Source organism: Pseudomonas sp. LFS044, from assembly GCF_047978245.1.
In the GTDB taxonomy this organism is placed as follows: Bacteria; Pseudomonadota; Gammaproteobacteria; order Pseudomonadales; family Pseudomonadaceae; genus Aquipseudomonas.
Genome location: NZ_JBFPFX010000080.1, coordinates 1 through 319, shown reverse-complemented (window position 1 = coordinate 319; position 319 = coordinate 1). Strand labels below are relative to the sequence as shown.

The 319-nt window shown below is 62.4% G+C and carries 1 pseudogene; it reads left to right on the top strand.

The features are described from left to right. Window positions 1-319: pseudogene (locus tag ACNQPL_RS26700) on the top strand (sugar-binding protein); the annotation flags it as partial.

Below are 319 nucleotides of genomic sequence, written 5' to 3'. Positions count from 1 at the left end.
TGCTGCGCACCGCCCGAGGCCTGCCGAGCAGCCGCCAGGATGCCAAAGGTCAGCAAGTTCGCTACGAGTACGACAAGGCCATCCGCCTGACTGCGTTGGTCAACGAAAACAGCATGCCGTACCGCTTTGCCTACGATGCGTCGGACAGGCTGGTGGAAGAAGTGCGGGTGGACAACCTGACGCGGCGCTTCACCTACAACGACGGCGGCCATCTGACCCGGCTGGATGAAATTGGCTACGGTGAGAACGGTGAGCAGCCGCAACGCGAAACGTTGTTCGAGCGCGACCCCATTGGCCGGCTGATGGCCAAGCTCAACCG